This is a genomic window from Breoghania corrubedonensis (assembly GCF_003053845.1).
Lineage (GTDB): Bacteria > Pseudomonadota > Alphaproteobacteria > Rhizobiales > Stappiaceae > Breoghania > Breoghania corrubedonensis.
In genome coordinates this window covers 197749-223601 of sequence record NZ_QAYG01000001.1, presented here as the reverse complement: position 1 = coordinate 223601, position 25853 = coordinate 197749, and the positions used below count along the sequence as shown (strand labels likewise).

Here is a 25853-nt window from a genome sequence, read left to right as displayed (position 1 = left end):
TTGCGAAATCGGGAGAGGAACGGAAGCCGGGCGTTCAGCCGCGTGTTTTCAGCCGCGTGTTTTCAGGTGGTCGGCGTTCATGCGTCCATCAGCGTCATCACATGGGCGGCGACGGAACGGGCCAGCCCCTCCAGGTCGTATCCGCCTTCCAGCATGGAGACGACGCGACCGCCGCAGCTCTGATCGGCGATGTCCATCAGCTTGGCGGTGATCCAGGCGAAGTCGTCCTCCAGCAGGTTGATGTTCGCCAGCGGATCGCGCTTGTGAGCGTCGAAGCCGGCGGAGATGAGGACGAGATCCGGCCTGAAGTCCGTCAGCCGGGGCAGCAGCATCACCTCCACCGCTTCCTGAAACTGCGCGCTGCCGTCACCTGCCATCAGCGGTGCGTTGACGATATTGCCGGCGCCCGTCTCGTTGGCCGCGCCGGTTCCGGGAAACAGCGGCATCTGGTGGGTGGAGCAGTACATGACGCTCGGATCGTCCCAGAAGATATCCTGGGTGCCGTTGCCGTGGTGGACGTCGAAATCGATGATCGCGACACGCTCTGCCCCGTGCCGCTTCTGCGCGTGGCGGGCGGCGATGGCGATGTTGTTGAACAGGCAGAAGCCCATGGCCCGTTCGTGCTCGGCATGGTGGCCGGGCGGACGGATCGCGCAGAAGGCGTTCTTGACCTTGCCTTCCATCACCTCGTCGACCGCCTGACACCCCGCACCCACGGCGCGCAGCGCCGCCTCCCAGCTTCCCGCCGAGACGGTGGTATCCGCATCGAGGCGCGCAAGACCTTCCATCGGCATGTTCTTGCGGATCATCTCCACATGCCTGGCCGGATGAGCCAGCTCGACGGCTTCGATCTCGCCCATGGGGGCGACGTCGCGTTCCAGGGTCTGGAACCGTTCGTGCTCAAGGATCCTGTCGACCACGCGCATCCGGTCCGGTCTTTCCGGATGCCCAAGCGGTGTGTGGTGTTCGAGAAAACAAGGATGATGCAGCAACAGCGTCGCCAAGTCGGACCCCGATGAATGTTTGTCAATCCGCCGATCAGACGCGCCCGGGCATTTCCTGTCAATCCGCCTTATCGGGAAAGCCCGGCATTTGGAGCCCTGACGTCAGTATCGCGTCAAGGAGATGGCGGAGAGGCGCGCAAATGACGTGGGAGAAAAAAAAGAAAGCGACAGTTATGAGAATAACTGTCGCCGGAAAGGTGCGGGCAAATGGGAGGAGTCTTGCCCGGGGTTGGGAGGTCCGCTGCATCACCAGGGGTTCCGAGAAGCTTTATGCCAGAAGTGGCCGAGGGCGGCAAGAATAAAATAGGAATAGTCGAAATAGAAAATACTTATAGAGACGAATCTTAGTGGAATTTACTTATAAATCTAAACAGGTCGTTTATATGTGGTGTGTTCGAAACGAAGAAGATTGTATTACGCTGTCAGTCCTCGCGCGCGCCGGGGCCCGTCCGGTCGGCGGCGGCGCGACCCAAACGGTCGTTGATCGCCTCGCCGAGCCCGGTTTTCGGTATGGGAGCCACGGCTATGGAGGCCACGCCCGTGGCATCGAGGGCTCGAAGATCTGAGAAAAGACGAGCGGCAGCTTCCTCTACGTCGCCTTTCTCGCTGAGGGTTCGAGCGATGCTGGCCTTGCGGGCAATCGCATCGGGCACCGGTCCAAACCCGAGATAGGCCTCGCCGGGGGCGATGTCGTCGGCCTCCAGCCGCACCCTTGCGCGGGGCGCGTAGTGGGATTTCAGCATGCCCGGCCCGGCCGGGGTGTCCGCGCTTGCGGCGGCGGGGGCTGCGAGAGGGCGGCCGAGAACGCGCTCCAGATCCTCGCGCGCGATGCCGCCGGGGCGCAACAGCCGGGCTTCTCCCTCCAGTAGAGCGACGATGGTTGATTCCACGCCCACCCGCGTCAGGCCCGCATCGAGAATGACCGGAACGCGTTCGCCGAGATCCTCGTTCACCGCTTGCGCCGTGGTCGGACTGATTCGCCCCGAACGGTTGGCGCTGGGCGCTGCGAGCGGGCGTCCGCTTTCGCGCGCCAGCGCCTGCATGATCGGGGCATCGGGAACCCGCAGGGCGATCGTGTCGAGCCCCGCCGTCGCAAGATCGCAAACCGGCGCTCCCGGCCGGCGCGGCACGACGAGGGTCATCGGGCCGGGCCAGAAGGCATCGGCCAGCGCCTGCGCGCGCGCGTCGAAGACGCCGATCCGCAGTGCTGCTTCCATGTCGGGGAGATGGCTGATGAGCGGATTGAACCGCGGTCGGCCCTTGGCGGCATAGATGCGCGCGCAGGCCTCGGCGTTCGTCGCGTCCGCGGCAAGGCCATAGACCGTTTCCGTCGGCACGGCGACGAGGTCGCCGGCAAGGATCGCATCCACCGCACGGCGGAAGCCCTCATGGACCATGAAGTCGTCGCTTGTCGGATCGATCCGCCAGATAGTCATCGGTGTTTCCCTAGCGGCATCGTTGACGGCATGGTCAGGCGCGCTACTGTCGCCCCGGAAGGCGATTGCGGAGGAGGCAGAGTCGTCTTCAATCAGGAGGCGCATGCGTTTTGCGCAACCAGCTGCCCCACGTCAAGGTCAAGGGTGAGGATGACTTTCATGTATAGCGCTCCCGTATCCGAAATCGGATTCATGCTGCGGCATGTCGCGGAATTCGACCGCATCGCCGATGCGTTCGGCGGCGACGAATTGAGCGAGGACCTTGTTGAGGCGATCCTCGGCGAGGCGGGACGTTTCGCGGCGGAGGAGATCGCGCCGCTCAACAAGATCGCCGACCGTTTTGGCACCCCTTGGGACAACGGCGAGGTGACGACACCGCCGGGCTGGCGCGAGGCATATAGTGGCTGGGCGGAAGGCGGCTGGAACGGCCTGACCGCGCCGGCGGCCTATGGCGGCCAGGATCTGCCCACGATGCTGCAGGTCGCGACCTACGAGATGTGGAATTCCGCCTCCATGTCCTTCGCCATCGGCCCGACACTGACCGCCGGCGCCATCGAGGCATTGATCGCCCACGCCAGCGACGACCTGAAAAAGACCTATCTTGCCAAGCTCGTCTCCGGCGAATGGATGGCGACGATGAACCTGACGGAGCCGCAGGCCGGCTCCGATCTCGGTGCCCTGCGCTCGCGCGCCGACCGCAACGAAGACGGCACCTACTCCGTTTTCGGCCAGAAGATCTTCATCACCTACGGCGAACACGACCTGACCGACAACATCGTCCATCTGGTGCTTGCCCGCCTGCCCGATGCGCCGGCTGGAACGCGCGGCATCTCGCTTTTCCTGGTGCCGAAATTCCTCGTCAACGAGGATGGCACCCTGGGCGAGCGCAACGACGTCCATTGCGCCAGCGTCGAACACAAGCTCGGCATCCACGGCTCGCCCACCTGCACCATGGTCTATGGCGACAAGGGCGGCGCGAAGGGCTGGCTCGTCGGCGAGGAGCACAAGGGGCTCGCCTGCATGTTCACGATGATGAACAACGCCCGGCTTGCCGTCGGCGTGCAGGGGCTTGGCGTCGCGGAAGCCGCCCTCCAGCATGCGCTCGCCTATGCCAATGAACGCCGTCAGGGCAAGGCGCCGGGCTGGTCGGGCGAGGGCATGAGCCCGATCTCCGCCCATCCCGATATCCGCCGCAACCTGATGACCATGCGCGCGCTCACAAGTGTTGCCCGGGCGCTGTGTTACCGCTGCGCGGCGGCCATCGACATGGCCCACAAGTCCGAGGGCGCGGAGAAAAAGAGCTGGGCGGAGCGCGCCGCACTCCTCACCCCGCTCGCCAAGGCCGTGCCCACCGATATCGGTGTCGAGGTCGCCTCGCTCGGCGTCCAGATCCACGGCGGCATGGGCTATATTGAGGAGACGGGCGCGGCCCAGTTCCTGCGCGATGCGCGCATCGCCCCGATCTACGAGGGCACCAACGGCATCCAGGCGATCGACCTCGTCACCCGCAAGCTGCCGCTCTCGGGCAGCGGCGAGGTGCGTGGTTTCATCGAGGAGATGCGTGCCATCGTCAACGAGGCGGCGACGCAGAACCATGACGGCTTTGCCGAAATGGCCGGCAAGGTCGGTACCGCGCTCGATGACCTCGCCGCCGCGACCGACTGGATGCTGGAGGCTCAGAAGGACGGCCGCATGGAAGAGGCGCTTGCCGGCGCCACGCCCTTTCTCCGGCTGTTCGGTCTTGCCGCCGGTGGCGCGCTGCTGGTGCAAGGTGCGCTGGCGACCGCCCGCATCGGCGTGGAAGCCCCGGCCGATGCGCTTCGCATCCATGTCGCGCGCTATTTCGCCGGCAATCTGATCGGCGAAACCGCATCCCTGCGTTTCACGGTGACGGATGGTTCCGCCAGCCTGCTGACGGCCGATGCCGCGTTGATGGCTGGCTGATCCGATACCGGGCCGAACCTTGAATACGACGAGAACGAGGGAGCAGGGGGGATCATGATCCGCACTGAGACGAATAACGGTATCCGGACGATCCGCATGGATCGTCCGGAAAAGAAGAACGCGCTGACCGGGACCATGTACGAGGCGATGGCCGAGGCCCTCGAAGACGCGGATATGGCGGAGGATGTTCGCGTCTCGCTGATCCTGGGGGGACCCGGCGCCTTCACCGCCGGCAACGACATCGCAGACTTCATGAAGGTCGCGGAAACCGGGCAGGGGCTGGGAACGGAGGTGATCCGTTTCCTGAAGGCCATCGCGGCATCGCAAAAGCCGGTGCTTGCCGCCGTGGATGGCCTCGCCATCGGTGTCGGCGCCACCATGCTGATGCATTGCGACATGGTCTTCGCTTCGCCGCGCGCGACGATCCGCACCCCTTTCCTTGATCTGGGGCTGGTGCCGGAAGCTGCTTCCACGTTGCTGGCCCCCGCCATCATGGGGCCGCAGCGGGCCTTCGAACTGTTGTGTCTGGGGGCGCCGCTGGATGCCGAGGCCGCATTCCGGGCCGGGCTCGTCAATCACGTGGTGGAGGAGGGGGCGCTGGAGGAGACGGCGCTGGCCGCCGCGCGCACCATCGCCGCCAAGCCGCCGGCCGCGCTCGCCATCGCGAGGCGGTTCCTGCGTGGCGACCGGGAGGCGATCATCGCCCGCATCGATGAGGAATCCGCCGCCTTTCGCGCCCGTCTGCAATCGGACGAGGCGCGTGCCGCATTCGCCGCCTTCATGGCGCGCAGCAAGGGTTGAACTGGGAGAGAAACATGAGCCTGGCCGGAAAGACGCTTTTCATCACCGGTGCCTCGCGTGGCATCGGTCTCACGATCGCGCTCAAGGCAGCCCGCGAGGGAGCCAACGTCACAATCGCGGCCAAGACCGCGGAACCCCATCCCAAGCTGGAGGGGACGATCTACACCGCGGCGGACGAGATCGAAGCGGCCGGCGGCAAGGCGCTGCCGCTCGTCGTCGACGTGCGTGACGAGGAAAGCGTGAAGGAGGCCATCGCGGCGACCGTGGAGACGTTCGGCGGGCTGGATATCGTGGTCAACAACGCCAGCGCGATCCAGCTGACCAACGTCCAGAAGACGGACATGAAGCGCTTCGATCTGATGCATCAGATCAACACGCGCGGCACGTTGATGACCTCCAAATACGCCATCCCGCATCTGGAAAAGGCGGAGAACCCGCACATCCTGATGCTCTCGCCGCCGCTCGACATGAAGGAGAAGTGGTTCGCCGGCCACACGCCCTATTCGATCGCGAAATACGGCATGAGCCTTGTGGTGCTGGGCCTTGCGGGCGAACTGCGCAGCGCCGGCATCGCGGTCAACGCGCTGTGGCCGCGCACGGTCATCGCCACGGCGGCGGTCAAGAACCTGCTGGGCGGCGATGCCATGATGCACGCCAGCCGCAAGCCCGAAATCCTGGCCGATGCGGCCGCCGCGATCTTCGCAAAGCCGTCGCGCGAGTTCACCGGCAATTTCCTGATCGATGACACCTTTCTCGCGGGCGAGGGCTGGACCGATTTCGATCAGTACCGGATGGACCCCGACGTGGCGCTGGCACCCGACTTCTTCGTGCCCGACGACATCCCGGCGCCGGCTGGCATGGGATAGGCGGCAAGCTGCACTTGCCGCGCAGGTGCGGATGCATGGAAGAACGTACGTGCGTCCGATTCCTTGAGGAGGCGCTTCAGGCCTCCGCAAGGGAGGGTCGGCAAGTGGTGTTGGGTCGCAGTTCGCAAAACTGTCCCCGTCATTGCCGGTCGCAGGCAGGGATGACGAGCGGAGAGTGGTGCGGGCTGCCCGACACCAATCGCCGGCCAGATTGTGAGCAGGCCCGAAGGGACGCCTCTTAGGACGTGCCGCCAAGCACGTGAAGAAGGCTCCGCCGTCACGGAACTCCGGCAGACCTTCCCCGTCTTACTCCATGCCGGAGCGTGGGCTGTAGGGTTTGGTGCTCTGCCACACGCGCATGAGCTTTTCCAGATCGGCATCGCCGCCCTCGGGCAGCGTGAGGCGCAGCGACACCAGAAGATCGCCATGTCCGCCTTCCTTGGTCGGCAGGCCCTTGCCCTTCAACCGCAATGTGCGCCCGCCCGATGAATTGGCGGGGATCGTCATCTCCACCGCGCTGTCGAGCGTCGGCACGCGGACCTTGGCGCCCAGCACCGCTTCGTAGAGCGTCAGCGGAAGGTTCAGTCTCAGATTGCTGCCCTCGGGCGTGAAATGGGGGTGCGGAGAAAACTGCACCGTCACCCAGGCATCGCCTGCCGGCCCGCCGGCGGGGCCGGGGTTGCCCTGGCCCTTCAGGCGGATCTGGTCTCCCGACTGCGTGCCGGCCGGAACGGTGACGGACAGCGTCTTGCCGTTGGGCAATGTCACGCGGGCCTTGCCGCCATGGGCCAGTTCTTCCAGCGTGACGCGGGTGACGATCGTCACGTCCTCGCCCTGTTGGGGCCGTGTGCGCGTGCCGGCACCCGCTCCCATGCCGGCGCCGCCCAATCCGGGGCCGCCGGCTCCTGGGCCTCCACCGGCACCGGCACTGGCACCACGCGCACGTGCGCCGCCGCCGAAACTGCCGAAAATCTCGTTCAGGATGTCATCGAACCCGCCGGCACCCGCCGCCCCTCCGGGCCCCCCGCCGCCCTGGCGGAAGTGCCAGCCGCCGGGCCGTCCGCCGCCTTGCGCGCCCTGAAAGCCTTCAAACCCCTGGAACCGCTGCTTGCCCTCGGCATCGATCTCGCCGCGGTCGAACTGCGCGCGCTTGGCCTTGTCGCCGATGATCTCGTAGGCCTGATTGACCTCCGAGAACCTGTCCTGCGCGCTCTTGTCGTCAGGATGCTGATCGGGATGGTACTTCTTGGCGAGCTTGCGGTAGGCACGCTTGATGTCCGCCTCGCTCGCGGATTTTGTCAGGCCAAGAACTTGGTACGGATCGCGCATGATCAGGTCCGTGGTTGAAGAACGCTCACTCACGAGCGTGGCGATGGTAAGCGGACGTCGCCCCGACGTCCATTCATCGCCGATATGGGGTTTCGTAGGAATAAAATCCAGAGGTAGACAGGCCCGCAGCCGATTTGCCGTGCAACCGCTTGCGTGGAGCTTGAATGCGCCGTTTCGCGGGACTTGCAGCGATCAGGGATCGAGAGCGGGCCGGGCCTCAGGCGCCAGCGTCGGCAGGCTGTAGCACGGTCACGTGCCACTTGTCGAAGCTGTCGGGACATGCGATGCCGGAATAGGCGCGCACGCCGTCAATGGTATTGGCGGTGGTCGAGAACCTTCGGCAGCTGCCCGCGGCCTTCGGGTCGGCATCGACGACCTCGAAGATCGTGCCCTGGTTGCCGGTCTCCGGATTGGCCCAGGCGAGCTGGGTCGGCGTCGGTTCCTGCGTTTCGGGCGCGGTGGCGAGGGTGGAGGCGATGATGCCGCGATCGGTCACCGCGACGTCACGGTCGGTTCGCGGGTCGCTCATGCTGGCGACGGATCCGGTATTGATGGAAGAGGCGTCGCTTTCGCTGCTCTTGCCCATGGGGAACGAGATATGACCGCACCCGGCCAGGCCGAGAAGAGCGACGGATACCAGTGCGACGCGCCACTGGCGCCAGCCAGTGCGATCGGTATAGAACGTCGTGCGGTGAACACTCATGCCGAACCTGAAAGCACCCCGTATGTCTGAGACAGTCAAAGATCCCTTTGAAGAGTTAACAAAGGGTAAGTCCGCGGAGTCTACGGATCCGTTTCGTATTTTTTCAGAATGGTTTGTAGACGCCGAGGCGGCGGAGATCAACGATCCTAACGCTATGTCACTTGCGTCTGTGGATGAAACCGGCCTGCCGAATGTCCGTATGGTCCTGCTGAAGGACGTCGATCCGCGCGGGTTCGTTTTCTACACCAATTACGAAAGCGCGAAAGGCCGCGAACTGCTCGGCCAGGGCAAGGCGGCGCTTTGCTTCCACTGGAAGAGCCTGCGCCGCCAGGTGCGCGTGCGGGGGCCAGTCACTCCGGTTTCCGGCGAGGAAGCGGACACCTATTACGCCTCGCGTGCCCGTGGAAGCCGTATCGGCGCCTGGGCTTCCAAGCAGTCGCGTCCGCTGGAAAGCCGTTTTGCACTGGAAAAGGAAGTGGCGAAATTCACCGCCAAGTTCGGCTTCGGCGAAATCCCGCGCCCGCCGCACTGGTCGGGTTTTCGACTTGAGCCTGTCGAGATCGAATTCTGGCAGGATCGGCCCTTCCGACTGCACGACCGGCTTCGGTTCCGCCGCGAAAACGCCGACACGCCCTGGAGCACGCAGCGGCTCTATCCCTGACTGCGCACGGCCTGCATCGGGCGCTTGACAAGGCCCGGCGCGGGGTGTTGTGGAAAATTTCGGGACGCCGTGCCCCCCGCGTCGAAGCTCCGCGGTCGCGTCGCGGGGTTTCCTTTTCGCCGCTACGTAAGCTCCCGCCGGTGGGGTAGCACATCCATTTCTGCATTGGGCTCATGCATTTATGGCCCAGCGCTAATGTCGCACACCCGATACGCTTCGCATCGTTGACGTTACTTCAGTCATTCGCGAAAGATTACATGTTGTCGCTTAAAGTGACTGGCCATGTAAACGACATGCTGTGATCCTGAAAGTGACGCAATCGTAACGATAAGTGCGGAACCTTGGTCCCGATAGGACCCGATTTTATAGCGATGCGGATGAGAGCGATGAGCAAGGAAGCCAACGACAATCAACAAGACGCCGACCAAAAGCCGGATCTCGACAAGCTGTACAAGCCCGTCGGGATCCAGGCGATTTCGGCCGCAACGGTGTGCTTCAAGGAAATGGAGCAGCGCAAGAAGGCGGCCAAGCGCGGCTACTGAGCGGGCTTCCAGGGCTGGTCGCACCATTGCGTTTGCGACAAGGCTGACGGGATTACGGACGGGTCGGGCAGGGCCTTCGGGGCTTGCCTGATCGGGAATGCCGCACTGGCACGCCTGTTCGGTATTGTTTGTATCCTTACGTCAAAGGCCTTATCTCTGCTGCAAGACGGATAACGCGTACGCCATGTCTGCTGTCGGCGGATCGGTGTGCGTTGGCTCGCATCCTTTCGTGCCGGCCACTTTCGGCGGCATGATTTCGGAGCGTGCGCGAACGCGGTGCGTGATCCGTCCGATGGCCCCGGCAAGGGGCGCAAAGCGGAGCGTTCTGTCCTGCCTCTCATCCATGATCGTACCTTCGAGCCGCGTTATGGCGAGGCCGTCAGGCTTTCCCCGCTGGTCGCACGACTGACGGCGCCGAACGCGAGCCCTTTCACCTTTTACGGTACCAACACCTATCTGATCGGCGAGGGAGACCTCGCCGTCATCGATCCGGGCCCTGCGGACGAGGCCCATGTCCGCGCGATCCTCGCTGCCGCCGAGGGGCGCAGGATTTCCCATATCGTCGTGACACACACCCACCGCGATCATTCCCCGGGCGCCCGGCTGCTGAAAGCGCATGTCGATGCTCCGATCGTCGGCGCCGATGCGCACCGGCCGGCCCGTCCCCTCAATATCGGTGAGATCAATCCGCTCGATGCCGGCGGCGATTGCGAGCACGTTGCCGACCGCGTGCTGAGCCATGGCGAGGCGCTGGAAGGCGACGGCTGGACGCTTGAAGCGGTGGAAACGCCCGGCCATACCGCGAATCATCTGGCCTTCGCGCTGGGCGGGGAAGGCACGCTTTTTTCCGGCGATCACGTCATGGCCTGGTCCACCTCCATCGTCGCGCCCCCCGATGGATCGATGGCCGATTACATGGCCTCGCTCGAAACCTTGATGGCGCGCGCGGAAGCGCGTTACTACCCCGGCCACGGCGGTACGGTGGAAGAGGCGCAAGGCTACGTCGCCGCCCTGAAGGCACATCGACTGGCGCGTGAAGCGGCGGTGCTGGAGCGCATCAAGGCGGGCGATGGCACCATCCCGGCCATGGTCAGGATCATCTATCGCGACGTCGACCCGGTTCTGCACGGTCCGGCCGCGCTGTCGGTCCTCGCCCATGTCGAGGATCTGGTGGCGCGTGGCGCGGTGCTGTGCGAGGGGCCGCCTTCGCTGACGGCGCACTACGAACTGGCGTAAGGGAAGCGTCGCCGCGTCGGCACGGGCCTGTTCGAGAACCGTCCGGCCGGCTCGCCTGTCAGGATTGTTCGCAGACCGTGGCGCGGTCTGGATGCAATCTCTCTTGCTACCCGCTGACGGCGGGATCTCCGGATTGCGGCTTGTCGCCGGGTACGGGAATTTCGGGCTCCGCCGGCTTGTCGAAGTCGTCCGGCAGCACTTCCACCGGCGCGGTGTCGCTCTCCTGCACTTCCGTTATGCCGTAGGCCTCGGTCAGCACCGCGTCCACGGAGGCGAGAAGATCGCGGATGCGCCGGGCGTTGACCCCAAGATCATGCGCGCCGGTGCGCGAGGCGGAGCGGATGTCCAGCCGTGCGCCGATCGGATCGGGCAGAATGCGCACCGTCACGTCATCGACAAAACCCAGCACCAGACTGTGGGTTTCAATCTGGATGGCGGCCGGGTCGTCGTTCATCGCCGGTGCGAGATGGGCGGCGATTGTCCAGCCGCGCTCCTTGATGACCTGCTCGACGGCCCGGTAAAGCTGGGCCGTGCCGACAGGAAAACGCCGCGGTACGATATCGGGATAGGCGGCACGCTGCACTTGCGGTCTCAGGTGCCCGCCCGGTTTCGTGTCGCCCTTGGAAAGAGCGAGCTTGGGCGGAGTTTCAAGATCCGTGGAGACATCCGTCAGCCGCGGATAGTAGATTGCCGCTCCCGCCACCACGATGGCCGGCGACAGGGCGATCAGGCCGAAAAAAAGCCCGCGTATCGCCGCGCCCGTTCCCCTGGCCCCATCGCGCCAGACCGCCGCGAGTGCACCCACGCCCGCCGCGACGGCAACGAGTGCCAGCGCGAAGCCGACGGCCAGGATCGCGAAGAGAGCGGTGGAATCGATATGCCCGCCGCGATGCAAAAGCGCCCCGATGACGACCACGGGGATCGCCACGACGCCGGCGAAACGGCTGAATGTGGCCGCGCGTGAACGGCGGATCGGAAGACGCTTGCGCATGGACCTGTCGGAAATAAGTGGCGGTGCCGGGAAAACGCAACACGCGCCGGCCTTCTGCTGCAAAGCCATAGCACGCCCGGGCGGGCTGGCAAACCGGCCCGGGCGGCTATCCGCATTCGTTCAGATCGTCGGCAGCCGGTAGTCGGCGAAGGTCTCGCGCAAGGTCGTCTTCTTGATCTTGCCCGTCGCCGTGTGCGGGATCTCGTCGACGATGACCACATCGTCCGGCATCCACCACTTGGCGATCTTGCCCTCCATGTAGGCGATGATATCTTCGCGCGTGGGATGCGTGCCCTCCTTGGCGACGATGACAAGTAGCGGTCGTTCATCCCATTTCGGGTGGGCGATGCCGATGGCTGCCGCTTCCGTCACGTCGGGGTGGCCGACGGCGATGTTCTCCAGGTCGATGGTGGAAATCCACTCGCCGCCGGACTTGATCACGTCCTTGGCGCGGTCGGTGATCTGCATGTAGCCGCAGGGGTCGATATGGGCGACGTCGCCAGTATCGAAAAAGCCGTCCTCGTCCAGCACCGCGCCGCCCTCGCCCTTGAAGTAGGCGCCGGTGACGGCAGGTCCGCGCACCTTCAGACGGCCAAAGGTCTTGCCGTCCCACGGCAGGTCGGCTCCCGCGTCATCCGTCACCTTCATCTCGATGGTAAACGGCGGATGGCCCTGCTTTTCCTGAATATCGAGCCGCGCGTCTCCCTCAAGCGAGGCGTATTCCGGCTTCAGCGTGCACACCGAGCCGAGCGGGCTCATCTCCGTCATGCCCCAGGCGTGGATGACGCGCACGTCGTAGATGTCCTCGAACTTCTTCGTCATCGCGCGCGGACAGGCGGAACCGCCGATGACCACACGCTCCAGATAGGGCAGGGTCTTGCCCGTCCTCTCCAGATATTCCAGCAGCATCAGCCAAACGGTCGGCACGGCGGCGGTGAAAGTGACCTTCTCCGTGTCCAGAAGTTCCCATATCGCTTCGCCGTCCATGCGGCCGCCGGGCATCACCATTGCCGCGCCCACCATCGGAGCGGAAAAGGCGAGCGACCAGCCGTTGGCATGGAAGAGCGGGACGACGGGCATCACCCTGTCGCGGCTGGACAGGCCCAGCATGTCCACCTGCATCGCCATCATCGCGTGCAGGACGTTGGAACGGTGGGAATAGACCACGCCCTTGGGATTGCCTGTCGTGCCCGACGTGTAGCAGATGCCGGCGGCCGTGTTCTCGTCGAACTGTTTCCAGACGAAATCGCCGTCGGCTTGCCCGAGCCACTCCTCGTAGGCCACCACGTCCAGCGTCGTTTCGGGCATGTGGGCGGCATCGGTCAAAACGATGATCTTCTCGATCGTCGTCAATTGATCGCGGATCTTTTCGATGATCGGCAGGAAGGTGAGATCGACGAACAGGAACCGGTCTTCCGCGTGATTGATGATCCAGGCGATCTGCTCGGGAAACAGCCGGGGATTGACCGTATGGTAGATGGCGCCGATGCCGAGAAGGCCGTACCAGACTTCCATATGCCGTGCAGTGTTCCAGGCGAGCGTCGCGCAACGGTCGCCGAGTTTGATGCCGTCGCGCTCCAGCCGCTGGGCGACCTTGAGGGCGCGGTGGCGCAGTTCGCCATAGGTCACGCGCTCGATCGGTCCTTCAATCGAGCGTGAAATGACCCCGCGATTGCCGTGATAGATCGCGGCGTGGTCGAGAATTTTTGTGCAAAGAAGTGGCCAGTCCTGCATCAGACCGAGCATGGCGTTCCTCCCAGTAGAGCCATTCGCGGGGTGCGTCAGAGCGAGATATCTGGCGCAATTTGTCATGTTTTCCAGGGATTAAAGACAAGCTGAACGATAGTGTAAAGCCTCCGCTTGACGCTACAGCCAGCGCTTCCATCGAAAGAAGCCCCAGGTGCCGAAAGCAGATGCAACCATGGCGAGAACCGCGAGCGGGTAGCCCCATGTCCAGTGCAGCTCCGGCATCAGGTCGAAATTCATGCCGTAGAGCGAGGCGATGAGCGTTGGCGGCAGGAACACGACCGCCAGAACCGAGAAGATCTTGATCGTCTGGTTCTGCTGCAGGTTGACGAGGCCGAGTGTCGCTTCCAGCAGGAAGCCGACCTTGTTGTCGAGCGAGGCGGCGAATTCGTAGAGTGATCGTGTGTCCCGGGTGAGCGATTTCACCTGCGCCTTGTCGGCCGCCGAAAGGGCGACCTTCTTTTCCCGCGTGCTGAGGAACTGAAAGAGCCGGGACAGGCTGACCAGACTTTCGTGGATCTTGGAAAGCCGGGTTCCGAGTCTGCCGAGCGAACGGATGATCCCGTCATAGTCGAGCACCGGTTCGCTTGGCTTCTGGATATCGAAGATATCGCGCGACAGCCGGTCGGCCTCCGCCCCCGCCATTTCCAGCAAGTCGGCGATCCGGTCGACGATGGCGTCCAGCATGATGATCAGCATGCCTTTGCCCTGGTGCACGGCGCTTCCCCCCTTCAGCGCACGCTGGCGGGCGATCGTGAAGGCGGTGGGGTCGTCGTAGCGCACCGAGACCAGCCGCGTTCCCTTGAGAATGAAGGTGGCAACCGTCGTTTCCGGCCGGCCCGCCTGCATTCCGCACAGGATCGTCGCCGACATGATGAGCGCGCCATCTTCCTCGTAGAGCCGGCTCGATGTCTCGATCTCCACCCGCTCCTCATGCGTCGGCACGTCGATGTCGAGAAAGGCCTCCACCAGAGCCTCCTCCGCCTCGTCGGGGCGGTTCAGGTCCATCCAGACCACGTTTTGGGGCAGCGTTTTCGGAGATGGCTCGACAGCGACGAGCCCGGACGGACCAGGGACAAAGACCGAGATCACGAAATGCCTCTTTGCTTTTTCCGGTTTGCTGTGCCGCGGGCGCGGCGCATTGCGGCGTTTGTACGTGAGCGGGCCGGCGACAATGAGGGCACCGCACAGGGGCTTGAGCGCAGGATGGCACCGACGCGGATCAATCCGCAATGACCATGCGCATGGTACGCAATTCGGAGGAATATTGTGGCGGAGTGCAAAAAAGAAAAAACCAAGAAAGTTGCAGGTAGAGAGCAGGCGGATTTGAGCTCATTGTACGAAGAGAACGTCTTTCCCGTCACCCGTTTTCCCGGATGGCCTCGGATTGAAATATTTGTTAAGTTTCAGTTGTGAGTCCGAATGCGGGTGTCGACATGGGCGCGTGCAGATCCCGCAGTGCTCGATACGTCAAATTGCTGGCGAAACGGGAGGTTCCGGTGTGTGTCGTTGGGAGAGAAGTGAAGTCGAATTTTACGGATTTGTCGTTCCAACGAATAAATTGATATATCAAATATATCGTCGCAGACCGCGGCCCCGCGCCGGGTGACCCGGATGAACGGGAATACGGCCGAACTCATTGATTGTATGAATAAGCGACGAACCGTTCGGAACCATTAGGATGCCGCTCACCTACGCCCAGATACGCACCTTCAATGCTGTGGTGCGTGAAGGTAGTTTCACGGCCGCCGCCCGCGAACTGGGGGTTTCCCAGCCGGCGGTCACCGCCCAGATCAAGGCCATCGAGGAAACCTACGACGTCCAGCTCTTCGAGCGCAGCTCCAAAAAGCTTGTCTCGACCGAACTCGCCCGCACGCTTTTTGCGACCACGGAGCGGGTGGATGACGTGGAGCGCGACGCGGAAGAGATCCTGACCACGCTCCACGGCCTGGAGAGGGGCGAATTGCGGGTGATCAGCAATGCCACCCCGTCGATGGTCGATATCATTTCCGTCTTCGCCAATCGGTATCCCGGCGTGCGGATCACGGCGCGCAATGGAGATGACGGCGCCGTCATTCAGGCGATCGACGAGCGCAAGGCCGACGTGGCCGTCATGACCAACTCGCCGCGTGGCGAGCGGTTCACGACGATCCCCTTCCGCCATCACCGTCTGACGGCGCTGGTGCCCCGCAGCCATCGTTTCGCCGCCCGGGCGATGGTGAAGCTGAGTGAACTGCTGGATGAACCCGTGGTCTACCGCATGGCGGATTCCGGGAGCCATCGCGCCTTCTCGGATGCGCTGCTGATGCACGGCCTGACGCTCGATCCGGTGCTGGTGGTTGAAACGCGCGAGACCATGCTGATGGCGGTTTCCGCCGGAATTGGTATCGGCATCATGTTTTCGGGGACCACGGTGCAGATTGACGGCATCGTGCATGTGCCGATCGTCGAGATCCCGGACCATGTGGTGGAGGATGTCTTCTGCCTCCGGCTTCATTCCCGCCGCCGCAGCATCGCGGCCTTTCTTTCGGTCGCGCGTGAACTTGCCGATACCAAGCCGCGCGGCAGCAAGGTGTAGGAGAGGGGCTGCCGCTACTCGTTCTCGCCGCTCAGAATGTCCGGCGACGACCCCAGGATGAGCGGATCGATCGCGCCGATCGCGTCCCAGTCCTTGTCCTCATAGTCGATGTGGGAGAGGACGTGGCGCATGGCGTTGAGCCTGGCGCGGCGCTTGTCGTTGGAGCGCACGATCGTCCAGGGCGTGCCGGCGGTGTGGGAGCGGGCGAACATCCGGTCGCGGGCGGCCGTGTAGTCGTCCCATTTCGCCAGCGCCGCCACGTCGATCGGCGACAGCTTCCAGATTTTCAGCGGATCGTGACGGCGGTCGTGGAAGCGCTTCATCTGCATCTCTCGGCCGATGTTCAGCCAGATCTTGAAAAGCGTCAGCCCGCCATCGACCAGCATCTGCTCGAAACGGGGCACCTCGTCCAGAAATTCCTCGCTCTCCTCGCGCGTGCAGAAGCCGTTGACCCGTTCCACCACGGCGCGGTTGTACCAGGAGCGGTCGAACAGGACGATCTCGCCCGCCGTCGGCAGCTGGGTCACGTAGCGCTGGAAATACCATTGCCCGGCCTCGGTGCTGCTGGGTTTGGACAGGGCGACGACCCGGGCGTAGCGCGGGTTCATGTTCTGGCGGAAATTGAAGATCGTTCCGCCCTTTCCCGCCGCATCGCGCCCCTCGAAGATCACGACGATCCGTTGGCCCTTCTCGCGCACGCTGCGTTGCGCTTTGACGAGCTCGATCTGCAGGTCCCGCAGCTTTTTCTCGTAGGGCTTGCGTTTCATCCTGGAAGAGTAGGGGTAGTCGCCCGACGGCAGCGACGCGCGCCGGATGGCCCGGGGCAGAACGGGGTTCTCGAGATCGAATTCGCTCATAAAATCGCTGTCCTTGCCTGGCGGAACCCGTGACGTGCGCGACACTTGCGTGTCGGCCCTCTGAATCCCGCGCCATATCGTCGGTTCCGTCGTTCGCCCACATGTTGCGCGCCGGCCATGTGTCCGCGTCGTGTGTCCGCGTCGTGTGCCCATGTCGTGTGCCCATGTCGTGTGCCCACGTCGTGTGAATGTCACAACCGGTATGCTATCAGCGCTCCTCTTGCGCTAAAACGCTCGAATGCCCCGGGTGGTGCAAGGGGAATGTAATTTTCGTCGCCGATGTCGCGTTTGCGCGACTGTTCCGATTGCGCCGGCTTGTAGCCATTGGCGGGAAAAACGTTAAAGCTGTTCGACAATGAGCGACCTGAAAAGCACACCGCCGGATGCCTCCGACACGACCGCCCCGGAACGGGTGGCCCGGGAGACGGCTGCTCCGGAAATGGCCGGCACGGACAAGGGTGTTCGGGATGCGCGGGACGGGGAACTGTTGGGCGACCTGATCTCGATTTCGCCGATGCGCCGGCTGATCGCTCTGCGATGGCTGTTCGTGGCGATAGCGCTCATGCTCGCGGCGGCCGTCGTGGTCCATCAGGTGCCGCCATGGTACGCCGCGCTGGCCTTCGCGATCGTCGTGATGCTTGCGGCGGTGCTGCCCCAGCGCCGTGCCACGTCATTGTCCGCGGGGCGCACGCTGGCCACCGGCACGGCCTGGCCGGATACGGGCATGAAGATCGCCGTCGATGCGCTGGCCCAGCCTTGCTTCATCGTCGACCGGCGCGGCATCACCCGCTATGTGAACATGGTGGCGGGCCGGCAGTTTGCATCGGTCAAGCCCGGCGATCCGCTCTCCTTCGGTCTGCGTCCACCCGCGCTTCTGGAGGCGCTTGATCGGGTGACGGGGGGCGGTCCGGCCGAGCGGATCTCGTGGTCGGAAAAGGTGCCGACCGAATCCTGGTTCGAGGCCTATATCGCGCCGGTACGTTTGCCCGCCGCTCACAGGGCCAGCGCCAAGGCGGGTTACAAGGCTGGCGGCGCCCGCCCGGATTTTGTGCTCGTTTCCGTGCAGGACCTGACCGAGCAGCACCGGCTGGAGCGCATGCGCGCCGATTTCGTCGCCAATGCCAGCCACGAGCTGCGCACCCCGCTCGCCTCGCTCACCGGTTTTGTGGAAACCCTGCAAGGCGCCGCGCGTGACGATCCCGCCGCCCGCGAACGTTTCCTGGCGATCATGCTGGAACAGGCGAGCCGCATGGGCCGGCTGATCGATGATCTGCTGTCGCTCTCGCGCATCGAGCTGAAGGTCAATGTCCGTCCCGATGCGCGGGTGGAACTGGGCGATGTCGTGCGCGATGTCGTGGACGCGCTATCGCCGCTCGCGCGCGAACTCGATGTCGAGCTTCAGACCGATCTCCCCGATGAGCCGATGATGGTCGCGGGCGAACGGGACGAACTGGTTCAGGTCATGGGCAACCTCGCGGAGAACGCCCTGAAATACGGCTCTTCCGGTGAACGCGTGCTGATTTCCTGTGCCCGCGCGGCGGTTGGCCGGAACGGGTCGGAATGGCGATTATCGGTACGCGACTGGGGCCCCGGCATCCCGGCGGAACACCTGCCACGCCTGACGGAGCGCTTCTACCGGGTTGATGCCACCGCCAGCCGCCAGATGAAGGGCACCGGTCTCGGCCTTGCCATCGTCAAGCACATCCTGAACCGCCACCGTGCGCGTCTGGAAGTGCAAAGCGAGCCGGGCCATGGCGCGACCTTCACCGTCTGTATCCGCGCGGTCGATGAAGACGCCCCGGTCGAGCCGGCCCTCTAAAGCCGTTCAAGGCTTGAGGACGACGACCCGTCCATCGTGAGCCCCCTTCACGACAGCGCCACCTCCCGCGACCCGAATATGTCAGGCCGTCGATCCGCGCCGCGGGCACGATCGTGCGGACTCATTGAACAGGTCCGGGGACAGGCCCGGCCCGAAAGCCGGGGAGGACTGTCGCGAAAGGCTCTCCCGCTGACCGCGTCATTTTGACGATAACATAAAAAATCAAATAAAAACAATATCTTATAATGTCATATAACTGATACTGAAGTGTCATATGAGTCACATACAGCGTGACTAGGTTCGTTGCGCATCCGCAGAGAAGCCATGGGGAACTTCACGTGGCGCGGATGGGGGATGTTTCGGTCCGCCCGCAAGTTCGCGAGCGAAACATTCGTCCGGAGAGATGTCGGGTGACGAAAGCGACCAATGATGCCGACCCGCCTTGCCCCAATACGGTACTGCCACGTCCCCAACGGCGCGGCAAACGATCCGGCAGATTCGCAAATGATGCGGATAGTCGAATGATTTCAAAGGCTAAGTGGTGTCATTACAACGTTACATCGTCTTCCTAAGAACGAGGCCGTCCAAGTATCGAAGGGCCTCGGAAAATTCGGCCCGGCATTGTGTGTGTCCGGCCGCAAATCGGGCTTCCTGACACAGAAAACCGCATTCTCAACCACACCAGATCGCATTCTCTTCGACGTCAAAAATGGAGAAATTCCGTGAAAGCCATCCATCTCGCTAGCGTTGCCGCCGGTGCTCTCATCATCGCCGCCACCGGTGCGCAGGCCCGTGATCAGGTCCAGATCGCCGGTTCCTCGACCGTTCTGCCCTACGCCAAGATCGTCGCCGAGAACTTCGGCGAGACCTTCCCGGACTTTCCGACGCCCGTCGTCGAGTCCGGCGGTTCCTCCGCTGGCCTGAAGGAATTCTGCAAGGGCGTTGGCGAGAACACCATCGACATCGCCAATGCCTCGCGCCGCATCAAGCCGAGTGAAGTCGAGGCCTGCAAGGCCAACGGCGTTTCCGAGATCGAGGAAATCCGCATCGGTTATGACGGCATCGTCTTCGCCTCCGACATCAACGGCCCGGATTTCGCTCTGGAGCCGGTCGACCTCTACAAGGCGCTGGCCGCCAAGGTCGTTGTCGACGGCAAGCTCGTCGACAATCCCTACAAGACCTGGAACGAAGTGAACCCGGACTTCCCGAAGTGGAACATCGCCGCCTACATCCCCGGCGAGAAGCACGGCACGCGTGAAGTCTTCGAAGAGAAGGTTCTGGAAGCCGGCTGTGAGGCCGCTGGCGATCTGGAAGCCCGCATCAAGTCCGGTATGGACAAGAAGGCCGCCGGCAAGGACTGCATGGCTGTCCGCAAGGACGGCGCCGCGGTCGACATCGATGGCGACTACACCGAGACGCTGGCCCGCATCGACGCCAACAAGCAGGGCGTGGGTGTGTTCGGTCTGTCCTTCTACGAGAACAACGCCGACAAGCTGAAGGTCGCTACCATGTCGGGCGTGACCCCGTCGGTCGAGACCATCGCCGCCGGCGAGTACCCGGTTTCCCGTCCGCTGCAGTTCTACGTCAAGAAGGCGCATCTCGGCGTGATCCCGGGCCTGAAGGAATATGTCGAGTTCTTCGTCTCCGACCAGATGATCGGCCCGGACAGCCCGCTCGCCAACTACGGCCTCGTGCCGGCTCCGGATGCCGAGCGCGACGCGGTTCGCAAGGCTTTCGAATCGGGCAAGACTCTCTAAAGTCCGCCTGACGGAGCGCGGCGGTTTCCGCCGCGCTCCTCTTCTCTCGCCCGGCGCTCGCGCCGGCACGCCTTTTTCCTGCGGTTCTCCTGGACCCCGGTTCACTTGGGATAGAGATGAGTACCACGACCATCCTGTCGATCGTTCTGGTCCTGGCCGTGGTGGCCTATGTTCTGGGCCGCACCACCGCAAAGAGGCGTGCCGCTGCCAGCGGCACAAGGCTCCACTCCCGCGAAGGCTATTACGGTTCCTTCGCGCTTTTGTGGACGATCATTCCCTCGCTGGTCCTGCTTGCGGTCTGGCTGCTTGTCAGTCCCGCCGTGATCGACACGGCGGTGCGCGACAGCTTCCCCGAACACGTGAAGGCCGAAACGCAGGCCACCCAGGGCCTTGCCATGGGTATGGTGGATTCCATCGCCCGCGGCCTGCGCCGGCTCGACGAGCAGGAGATGACCCGGGTCACGGCCGGCTTCTCCGCGCTGCGTCCGGTGCTTGCCTCCAAGGGGGTCGCGCTCGCCGGTGACGGCGAGGACTACATGATCGACGCCGCCATCCAGTTGAACGGCTGGAGCGACGCCAGCCGGCTGTGGATGACGATCTGTGTCATCGGCCTCGCCCTTGCCGGCCTGCTCTATGCGGTGTGGCGGATCCGGCCGGAGGTGAGGGCGCGCAACTCGGTCGAGCGCGCGGTTCTCGTCGCTCTCATCGGCGCTTCGGCCATCGCCATCCTGACCACCATCGGCATCGTCCTGTCGATGCTGTCGGAGACCATTTCCTTCTTCCGCTCCGTCCCTGCGATGGAATTCTTCTTCGGCACGGTCTGGGACCCGCGCTTCGCGGCAACCGTCGGCACCACGTCGAGCGACGGCCAGTTCGGCCTGATCCCGCTCCTGGCCGGCACCGTCTACATCGCCTTCGTGGCCATGCTCTTCGCGGTGCCGATCGGGCTCTTCGCGGCGACGTATCTCGCCGAATACGCGGGGCCGAAATTCCGCGCGTTCGCCAAGCCGCTGATCGAGGTGCTGGCCGGCATCCCCACCATCGTTTACGGCTTCTTCGCGCTCGTCACCGTCGGTCCGTTCCTGCGTGACCTGTCGGCCGACATCAGCGGCATCGTCACCGGCAACGCCACCTCCTTCATCCAGGCGCAGAGCGTGCTGACCGCCGGCCTCGTCATGGGGATCATGCTCATCCCCTTCGTGTCCTCGCTGTCCGACGACATCATCACCGCCGTGCCGCGCGCCATGCGCGACGGCTCGCTGGGCCTGGGCGCCACCCGTTCCGAAACGATGCGCAAGGTGATCCTTCCCGCTGCGCTGCCCGGCATCGTCGGCGCGCTGCTGCTCACCGCCTCGCGCGCCATCGGCGAGACCATGATCGTGGTTCTGGCCGCCGGCGTGGCCGCGCGGCTCACCATCAACCCGTTCGAGCCGATGACGACCGTGACGGTCAAGATCGTCAACCAGCTCACGGGTGATCTTGAATTCAACTCGCCCCAGACCCTGGTCGCCTTCGCGCTCGGTCTGACGTTGTTCTTCATCACGCTGGGCCTCAATATCTATGCCCTTTACATCGTGCGCAAATACCGGGAGCAGTACGAATGACGGATATGACCGTTAGCGGATCGGCTCCGGAGGCATCGCAAATGCCCGAAAAGCGTGTGTGGCGCGACATCGGCATCAAGCGCCGTTACGCCGCCGAGCGTCGTTTCAAGACCTATGGCCTCGTTGCCGTGCTGATCGGTCTTGCCTGCCTGGCGATGCTGCTGTTTTCCGTGGTTTCGAAGGGCTACACCGCCTTTCAGCAAACCTCGATCCGGCTCGACATCACTTTCGACAAGAAAATCATCGACCCCCAGGGGCAGGCGACGAGCAACAACCGTGTCCTGCTCATGGCCAACTATCCGTTGCTGGCGACCCGCGCGCTCGCCAAGACGCTCGGCGTCGACGAGAGCGACCGCAAGGTGCGCCGCGAGCTTTCCGGCATGATCTCCAACGGTGTGCGCACCCAGTTGCGCGACATGGTCCTCAACGACGTGGCGATCATCGGCAAGACACGGACCATCTGGGTTCTGGCGGCAGCGGATGTGGATTCGGCCTACAAGGGCCAGATCGATCTGTCGGTGGACCAGTCGCGCCGCAAGGTCAATGACCAGCAGGTCGAATGGATGAACAAGCTTGCGGGCGAGGGCATCCTGACGGGCCGCTTCAATACCGGCATCTTCTTGAACGGCGCCTCCAGCCGTCCCGAGACGGCGGGCATGGGCGTGGCGATGATCGGCTCCATGTACATGATGGCGATCGTGCTGGTGCTGGCCCTGCCGATCGGTGTGGCGGCCTCCATCTATCTGGAGGAGTTCGCGCCGAAGAACCGGTGGACCGATCTCATCGAGGTCAACATCAACAATCTCGCCGCGGTGCCCTCCATCGTCTTCGGTCTGCTCGGGCTCGCGGTCTTCATCAACTTCGCGGGACTTCCGCGCTCGGCCTCGCTCGTCGGCGGGCTGGTGCTGTCGCTGATGACGCTGCCCACCATCATCATCGCAACGCGCGCCGCGCTGAAGGCGGTGCCGCCCTCGATCCGCGCCGCCGCGCTCGGTATCGGCGCCTCCAAGATGCAGATGGTCTTTCATCACGTGCTGCCGCTTGCCGCCCCCGGTATCCTGACCGGCACCATCATCGGGCTTGCCCAGGCGCTGGGCGAGACGGCGCCGCTGCTGCTCATCGGCATGGTCGCCTTCGTGGCTGATTTTCCCGCCACGCCGATGGACCCGGCCACGGCGCTGCCGGTCCAGATCTACATGTGGGCGAACGAAGCCGAACGGGCGTTCGTCGAGCGCACCTCCGGGGCGATCATCATCCTGCTGATGTTCCTTGCCGCGATGAACATCACCGCGATCATCCTGCGGCGCCGGTTCGAGCGCCGTTGGTAACCGGCCGCGCCGCGCGAGGGACGAAGGAATATGCGAGACCGTGCGAGCCCGGGCTAGCGGGCCGGCACGGGAAACCGCTGAAAGGGTTTTGACAATGAGCGATACGATGGAAATGGCGGAAGACACCGCCGCCGCGGCCCAGGCGGGGGCCAAACCTGTCATGATGCGCGGGCGCGACGTCTGCGTCTTCTACGGCGAAAAGCAGGCGCTCTTCGGCGTCGATCTGGACGTGCGCGCCAACGAGGTCACGGCGCTGATCGGCCCTTCGGGCTGCGGCAAGTCGACCTTCCTGCGCTGCCTCAACCGCATGAACGACACCATCGACGGCTGCCGCGTGAAGGGAAAGATCACGCTTCAGGGCGCCGACATCTACGATCCCAAGGTGGATGTGGTCGAGCTGCGTGCGTCTGTCGGCATGGTCTTCCAGAAGCCGAACCCGTTTCCCAAGTCGATCTTCGAGAACATCGCCTACGGTCCCCGCATCCACGGTCTGGCGAAGACGAAGGCCGAAATGGAGGAGATCGTTGCCACCAGCCTTCAGAAGGCGGGCCTCTTCGAGGAGGTCAAGGACCGGCTCGACGAGCCCGGCACCGGCCTTTCCGGCGGCCAGCAGCAGCGTCTGTGCATCGCCCGCGCCATCGCGGTGAGCCCCGAGGTCATCCTCATGGACGAACCGTGCTCCGCGCTCGATCCCATCGCCACCGCCCGCGTGGAGGAACTGATCGACGAACTGCGCGAGAACTACACGATCGTCATCGTCACCCACTCCATGCAGCAGGCTGCCCGCGTCTCGCAGCGCACGGCCTTTTTCCATCTCGGCAATCTTGTCGAGGAAGGGCCGACGGACGACATCTTCACCAGTCCGCAGGACAAGCGCACGCAGGATTACATCACCGGACGCTTCGGGTAGCGCGCAGGCGGCACGGTCACGCGCCCGGCTCGCCCGCGCCAGGCCGTCGCTCGTACGAGAGGAAATTTGAATGTCCGAACATATCGTCACCGCGTTCGATCAGGATCTGAAGCAGCTCGCCGGCAAGATCGCCGAGATGGGTGGTCTGGCGGAGACCATCGTCAATGACAGCATCACGGCGCTCATGCGCATGGATGGCGAGCTCGCGCAGTCCGTGATCCAGGCTGACCGCCGTCTCGACGCGCTGCAGTTTCACATCGAGGATCAGTCCGTGCTGATGATCGCGCGCCGCCAGCCGATGGCCGGCGACCTGCGTCAGATCGTGGCCGCCATGCGCACCTGCAACGAGCTGGAGCGCGTCGGTGACCTCGCCAAGAACATCGCCAAGCGCGTCATCGCCATCGGTGGCGAACTGCGCTCCAAGAAGCTCGCGATCGGCGTGGAGCACATGGCCGAACTTGCCATGGTCCAGCTCAAGACCGTGCTTGACGCCTACACCCAGGCGGATGCGGAAACCGCCAAGTTGGTGCGTGAGCGCGACGAGGAAATCGATCGTCTCTACACCTCGCTGTTCCGCGAGCTTCTGACCTACATGATGGAAGATCCGCGCAACATCACCTTCTGCGCGCATCTTCTGTTCTGCGCCAAGAACATCGAGCGCATCGGCGACCATGCGACCAACATCGCCGAAAACGTCCACTACATGATCACCGGCCAGCAGCTCACCGACGAGCGCCCGCGCTCGGACGAGATCGAACTCGCCGACTTCGATAGCGACAATTGAGACAAGGCCGGTGGCCGACAGAAGAACAAGGCTGGAGTAGCTTGGAATGCCGAAGGTTCTGATCGTAGAGGATGAGGAACCGCTCAGACTGCTTCTGCAATACAATCTGGAAGCGGAAGGGTATTCGGTCGCGACCTGCGCGCGCGGGGACGAGGCCGAGGTGATGTTGCGCGAGGCGCAGCCCGACCTGTTGTTGCTCGACTGGATGCTGCCGGGGCTGTCCGGCATCGAGCTGTGCCGGCGGCTCCGGGCGCGCGAGGAATCGAGCCGCCTGCCGATCATCCTGCTCACCGCGCGCGGCGAGGAAGCCGAACGCATCCGGGGGCTGTCCACGGGAGCCGACGACTACGTCGTCAAGCCGTTCTCGGTTCCTGAACTGGTTGCCCGCGTGGCCGCTATCCTGCGCCGTTCCAAGCCCGAGGTGGTTTCCTCGCAACTGCGCTCCGGCGATATCGAGCTCGACCGCGAAACCCGCCGCGTCTATCGCTCGGGCCGTGAAATCCATCTGGGGCCGACCGAGTTTCGCCTGCTCGAATTCCTGATGCAGGCGCCGGGTCGGGTCTTCTCCCGCGAGCAGTTGCTCGATGGGGTGTGGGGGCACGACGTCTATGTGGACGAACGCACGGTGGACGTCCATGTCGGTCGCCTGCGCAAGGCCATCAACCGCGGCAAGGTGAAGGACCCGATCCGCACGGTGCGCGGTTCCGGTTACGCTTTCAACGACCAGTTCGCGGTGGCCTCGTAAGCGGACGCTGCGCAGCTCGGACTTGTCTGCATGTTCCTGGCCGGCCGGCCGCCCTGCGGACGCCGTTGCCCGCATGGTGGCGGCCCCGGCCCATCCTACCCGCCATTGCCGCTTTCCTGAAAGAACCCTCCAGCGTCATCCCGGGCGCGCTGCAACGTGAAGCGTTGCTGCGCAGAACCGGGACCTCGAGCGGCAGACGCCGTGCCTCGATC

Annotated in this window: 22 protein-coding genes; 14 read left to right on the top strand and 8 right to left on the bottom strand. The window is 63.9% G+C overall.

Features of this window, described 5'->3' with window-relative positions:
* Positions 1-77: 77 nt before the first annotated feature.
* Together C8N35_RS01015 and C8N35_RS01005 are read right to left on the bottom strand one after the other, a co-directional pair.
* Positions 78-1004, bottom strand: coding sequence for a histone deacetylase family protein (locus C8N35_RS01015; RefSeq protein ID WP_210203346.1), 927 nt, complete (start codon positions 1002-1004; stop codon positions 78-80).
* A 422-nt stretch (positions 1005-1426) separates the two neighbouring features.
* The gene (locus C8N35_RS01005; protein WP_107987771.1) at positions 1427-2440 is read right to left on the bottom strand and encodes an L-threonylcarbamoyladenylate synthase; all 1014 of its coding nucleotides are present in this window, start codon (positions 2438-2440) and stop codon (positions 1427-1429) included.
* Positions 2441-2599: 159 nt separating this feature from the next.
* Here C8N35_RS01005 and C8N35_RS01000 point away from each other — a divergent pair, with 159 nt between their 5' ends.
* Genes C8N35_RS01000 through C8N35_RS00990 form a run of 3 tightly spaced genes read left to right on the top strand, consistent with a single transcriptional unit; the run spans position 2600 to position 6051 of the window.
* On the top strand, positions 2600-4384 hold the full coding sequence (locus C8N35_RS01000; RefSeq protein ID WP_107987770.1) for an acyl-CoA dehydrogenase family protein: 1785 nt from the start codon (positions 2600-2602) through the stop codon (positions 4382-4384).
* Between the two features lie 54 nt (positions 4385-4438).
* Positions 4439-5185, top strand: coding sequence for a crotonase/enoyl-CoA hydratase family protein (locus C8N35_RS00995; protein WP_107987769.1), 747 nt, complete (start codon positions 4439-4441; stop codon positions 5183-5185).
* A gap of 14 nt (positions 5186-5199) precedes the next feature.
* Positions 5200-6051 carry an SDR family oxidoreductase gene (locus C8N35_RS00990; RefSeq protein WP_107987768.1) on the top strand — a complete coding sequence of 284 codons (852 nt, stop codon included), beginning with the start codon at positions 5200-5202 and terminating at the stop codon, positions 6049-6051.
* 306 nt (positions 6052-6357) lie between these two features.
* Here C8N35_RS00990 and C8N35_RS00985 read toward each other — a convergent pair whose 3' ends face one another.
* Both C8N35_RS00985 and C8N35_RS00980 read right to left on the bottom strand, forming a co-directional pair.
* Positions 6358-7380, bottom strand: coding sequence for a DnaJ C-terminal domain-containing protein (locus C8N35_RS00985; protein WP_107987767.1), 1023 nt, complete (start codon positions 7378-7380; stop codon positions 6358-6360).
* Positions 7381-7597: 217 nt separating this feature from the next.
* A complete protein-coding gene (locus tag C8N35_RS00980; protein ID WP_107987766.1) occupies positions 7598-8083 on the bottom strand; it encodes an RT0821/Lpp0805 family surface protein in 486 nt (161 codons plus the stop codon).
* A gap of 22 nt (positions 8084-8105) precedes the next feature.
* Here C8N35_RS00980 and pdxH point away from each other — a divergent pair, with 22 nt between their 5' ends.
* The 3 genes from pdxH to C8N35_RS00970 all read left to right on the top strand — a co-directional run bounded on the left by pdxH (position 8106) and on the right by C8N35_RS00970 (position 10522).
* Positions 8106-8744, top strand: a complete 639-nt coding sequence (pdxH, locus tag C8N35_RS00975; protein ID WP_107987765.1) for a pyridoxamine 5'-phosphate oxidase — start codon at positions 8106-8108, stop codon at positions 8742-8744.
* 386 nt (positions 8745-9130) lie between these two features.
* Positions 9131-9286, top strand: a complete 156-nt coding sequence (locus C8N35_RS23785; RefSeq protein ID WP_170121976.1) for a hypothetical protein — start codon at positions 9131-9133, stop codon at positions 9284-9286.
* 330 nt (positions 9287-9616) lie between these two features.
* Entirely contained in the window at positions 9617-10522 is a 906-nt protein-coding gene (locus C8N35_RS00970; protein ID WP_107988994.1) for an MBL fold metallo-hydrolase, read from the top strand.
* Between the two features lie 106 nt (positions 10523-10628).
* On the opposite strand, the gene C8N35_RS00965 is transcribed toward C8N35_RS00970, so the two are convergent.
* The 3 genes from C8N35_RS00965 to C8N35_RS00955 form a co-directional block, all read right to left on the bottom strand.
* On the bottom strand, positions 10629-11513 hold the full coding sequence (locus tag C8N35_RS00965) for a DUF1499 domain-containing protein (RefSeq protein WP_170121975.1): 885 nt from the start codon (positions 11511-11513) through the stop codon (positions 10629-10631).
* A 120-nt stretch (positions 11514-11633) separates the two neighbouring features.
* A complete protein-coding gene (locus C8N35_RS00960; RefSeq protein ID WP_107987763.1) occupies positions 11634-13259 on the bottom strand; it encodes a long-chain-fatty-acid--CoA ligase in 1626 nt (541 codons plus the stop codon).
* A 120-nt stretch (positions 13260-13379) separates the two neighbouring features.
* Positions 13380-14351 (bottom strand): magnesium transporter CorA family protein, encoded by a 972-nt coding sequence (locus tag C8N35_RS00955; protein ID WP_146177322.1) that lies wholly within the window; start codon positions 14349-14351, stop codon positions 13380-13382.
* 589 nt (positions 14352-14940) lie between these two features.
* Between C8N35_RS00955 and C8N35_RS00950 the strand changes: the two genes are divergently transcribed.
* Positions 14941-15837: a LysR family transcriptional regulator gene (locus tag C8N35_RS00950; protein WP_107987761.1), complete on the top strand. Its 897-nt coding sequence runs from the start codon at positions 14941-14943 to the stop codon at positions 15835-15837.
* A gap of 14 nt (positions 15838-15851) precedes the next feature.
* On the opposite strand, the gene ppk2 is transcribed toward C8N35_RS00950, so the two are convergent.
* Positions 15852-16694, bottom strand: a complete 843-nt coding sequence (gene ppk2 / locus C8N35_RS00945) for a polyphosphate kinase 2 (protein WP_107987760.1) — start codon at positions 16692-16694, stop codon at positions 15852-15854.
* 355 nt (positions 16695-17049) lie between these two features.
* On the opposite strand from ppk2, the gene C8N35_RS00940 reads away from it, so the two are divergent.
* The 7 genes from C8N35_RS00940 to phoB all read left to right on the top strand — a co-directional run bounded on the left by C8N35_RS00940 (position 17050) and on the right by phoB (position 25641).
* The gene (locus tag C8N35_RS00940; protein ID WP_245926612.1) at positions 17050-18513 is read left to right on the top strand and encodes an ATP-binding protein; all 1464 of its coding nucleotides are present in this window, start codon (positions 17050-17052) and stop codon (positions 18511-18513) included.
* A gap of 722 nt (positions 18514-19235) precedes the next feature.
* The gene (locus C8N35_RS00935) at positions 19236-20270 is read left to right on the top strand and encodes a substrate-binding domain-containing protein (RefSeq protein ID WP_107987759.1); all 1035 of its coding nucleotides are present in this window, start codon (positions 19236-19238) and stop codon (positions 20268-20270) included.
* 116 nt (positions 20271-20386) lie between these two features.
* The gene (pstC, locus tag C8N35_RS00930; RefSeq protein ID WP_107987758.1) at positions 20387-21874 is read left to right on the top strand and encodes a phosphate ABC transporter permease subunit PstC; all 1488 of its coding nucleotides are present in this window, start codon (positions 20387-20389) and stop codon (positions 21872-21874) included.
* Entirely contained in the window at positions 21871-23202 is a 1332-nt protein-coding gene (pstA, locus tag C8N35_RS00925) for a phosphate ABC transporter permease PstA (protein ID WP_107987757.1), read from the top strand. The genes pstC and pstA overlap by 4 nt, the downstream gene beginning before the upstream one ends.
* Positions 23203-23308: 106 nt before the next feature.
* Entirely contained in the window at positions 23309-24112 is an 804-nt protein-coding gene (pstB, locus tag C8N35_RS00920) for a phosphate ABC transporter ATP-binding protein PstB (protein WP_107988992.1), read from the top strand.
* Between the two features lie 70 nt (positions 24113-24182).
* Positions 24183-24896, top strand: a complete 714-nt coding sequence (phoU, locus tag C8N35_RS00915; RefSeq protein ID WP_107987756.1) for a phosphate signaling complex protein PhoU — start codon at positions 24183-24185, stop codon at positions 24894-24896.
* A gap of 46 nt (positions 24897-24942) precedes the next feature.
* On the top strand, positions 24943-25641 hold the full coding sequence (gene phoB, locus C8N35_RS00910) for a phosphate regulon transcriptional regulator PhoB (RefSeq protein ID WP_107987755.1): 699 nt from the start codon (positions 24943-24945) through the stop codon (positions 25639-25641).
* The last annotated feature ends 212 nt before the right edge of the window (positions 25642-25853 follow it).

Bases quoted from the DNA above. Each gene is read 5' to 3' on its own strand.
- C8N35_RS01005 (WP_107987771.1), bottom strand. From the start codon at position 2,440: ATGACTATCTGGCGGATCGATCCGACAAGCGACGACTTCATGGTCCAT.
- C8N35_RS01000 (WP_107987770.1), top strand. From the start codon at position 2,600: ATGTATAGCGCTCCCGTATCCGAAATCGGATTCATGCTGCGGCATGTC.
- C8N35_RS00995 (WP_107987769.1), top strand. From the start codon at position 4,439: ATGATCCGCACTGAGACGAATAACGGTATCCGGACGATCCGCATGGAT.
- C8N35_RS00990 (WP_107987768.1), top strand. From the start codon at position 5,200: ATGAGCCTGGCCGGAAAGACGCTTTTCATCACCGGTGCCTCGCGTGGC.
- C8N35_RS00985 (WP_107987767.1), bottom strand. From the start codon at position 7,380: ATGCGCGATCCGTACCAAGTTCTTGGCCTGACAAAATCCGCGAGCGAG.
- C8N35_RS00980 (WP_107987766.1), bottom strand. From the start codon at position 8,083: ATGAGTGTTCACCGCACGACGTTCTATACCGATCGCACTGGCTGGCGC.
- pdxH (WP_107987765.1), top strand. From the start codon at position 8,106: ATGTCTGAGACAGTCAAAGATCCCTTTGAAGAGTTAACAAAGGGTAAG.
- C8N35_RS23785 (WP_170121976.1), top strand. From the start codon at position 9,131: ATGAGCAAGGAAGCCAACGACAATCAACAAGACGCCGACCAAAAGCCG.
- C8N35_RS00965 (WP_170121975.1), bottom strand. From the start codon at position 11,513: ATGCGCAAGCGTCTTCCGATCCGCCGTTCACGCGCGGCCACATTCAGC.
- C8N35_RS00960 (WP_107987763.1), bottom strand. From the start codon at position 13,259: ATGCTCGGTCTGATGCAGGACTGGCCACTTCTTTGCACAAAAATTCTC.
- C8N35_RS00950 (WP_107987761.1), top strand. From the start codon at position 14,941: ATGCCGCTCACCTACGCCCAGATACGCACCTTCAATGCTGTGGTGCGT.
- ppk2 (WP_107987760.1), bottom strand. From the start codon at position 16,694: ATGAGCGAATTCGATCTCGAGAACCCCGTTCTGCCCCGGGCCATCCGG.
- C8N35_RS00940 (WP_245926612.1), top strand. From the start codon at position 17,050: ATGAGCGACCTGAAAAGCACACCGCCGGATGCCTCCGACACGACCGCC.
- pstC (WP_107987758.1), top strand. From the start codon at position 20,387: ATGAGTACCACGACCATCCTGTCGATCGTTCTGGTCCTGGCCGTGGTG.
- pstA (WP_107987757.1), top strand. From the start codon at position 21,871: ATGACGGATATGACCGTTAGCGGATCGGCTCCGGAGGCATCGCAAATG.
- pstB (WP_107988992.1), top strand. From the start codon at position 23,309: ATGGAAATGGCGGAAGACACCGCCGCCGCGGCCCAGGCGGGGGCCAAA.
- phoU (WP_107987756.1), top strand. From the start codon at position 24,183: ATGTCCGAACATATCGTCACCGCGTTCGATCAGGATCTGAAGCAGCTC.
- phoB (WP_107987755.1), top strand. From the start codon at position 24,943: ATGCCGAAGGTTCTGATCGTAGAGGATGAGGAACCGCTCAGACTGCTT.